Here is a 1,019-nt window from a genome sequence, read left to right as displayed (position 1 = left end):
TATTGACGACAAACCGCAGCAACGCGTTGCCCATTTGTTTGGGGTTGCCCTGCAGCAAATAATCAATGGCCTGACCCGGAAGGGAGATGTTTTCGGCAAAATGATTGAAGCTGGTCACCATCGGATCGGGCACAATCTTGACGTACCCTTTCGAGGCTGGACGGAACAAGAACCGGTCAACGCCCAGATTGAATTTGTACCGAGCGGTTGGCACCCTCATAAGGGTCAAAGATTTCGCCCCGGGCTGCCTGATCTGCGGGCTGTGTCGCACAGGCGCTGAGCACCGCCATCAGAGGTAGAAGCAACATGAATTTGAAGTTGGCTCTGCTTAACACGGTCTTTGTTACTCCAAGTCGTCCGGTTGCGATGCGTCCGAACATTCAATCAATACTGCCTTCGACTATGTGTGGCGACACAAGTTTCCGTCACATAGACGTTTCGTAACCACATTGAAACAGCTTGCGTTTAACCCCGTCACCGGGTCGAGGTAAAGTGACACGGTACCCATGGCCCGGAATAAGAGGACTTTTGCCCACAATCCGGGCAGTCTAGAAAATATGCGATTCCGCCTTTTCCAAAGCTCGCCGCCCGGTTAGCGTCCGCCCGAGTCAATTTAGGTGAGGACCTTCCTATGAGCATCGCAGCAAAACTGGACAGCCTGGGTGTCACGCTGCCAGACGCCCCGGCACCGGCGGCAAACTATGTGCCTTTTGTGCGCTTGGGCAACATCGTTTACGTCTCGGGCCAGATTTCCAAGGCTGACGATCTGATCACCGGCAAGTTGGGCGACGACATGGATGTCGATGCTGGCGCCGCAGCGGCCAAAGTCTGCGCGATCAATCTGCTGGCACAGGTCAAGGCAGCTTGCGGGGGTGACATCGAGAAACTGGTGCGCGTGATCAAGCTGACAGGTTTCGTAAATTCGACATCGGATTTCACCGCGCAACCGCAAGTGATCAATGGCGCCTCAGATTTTCTTGTCGAAGCTCTGGGCGACGCTGGCCGCCATTCCCGGTCCG

The 1,019-nt window shown here is 55.1% G+C and carries 1 protein-coding gene and 1 pseudogene; one reads left to right on the top strand and one right to left on the bottom strand.

The window, feature by feature from the left end:
* Positions 1 to 308 (bottom strand): annotated as a pseudogene (locus tag ACRZ95_RS22975) (MlaA family lipoprotein); the annotation flags it as partial.
* A gap of 323 nt (positions 309 to 631) precedes the next feature.
* Between ACRZ95_RS22975 and ACRZ95_RS22970 the strand changes: the two are divergent.
* Positions 632 to 1,019: RidA family protein (locus ACRZ95_RS22970; protein WP_480555692.1), on the top strand; the 388-nt coding region annotated here is incomplete at its 3' end.

It is taken from the genome of Ruegeria sp. AI3 (assembly GCF_056541245.1).
This window is presented reverse-complemented; position numbering and strand designations above follow the sequence as displayed.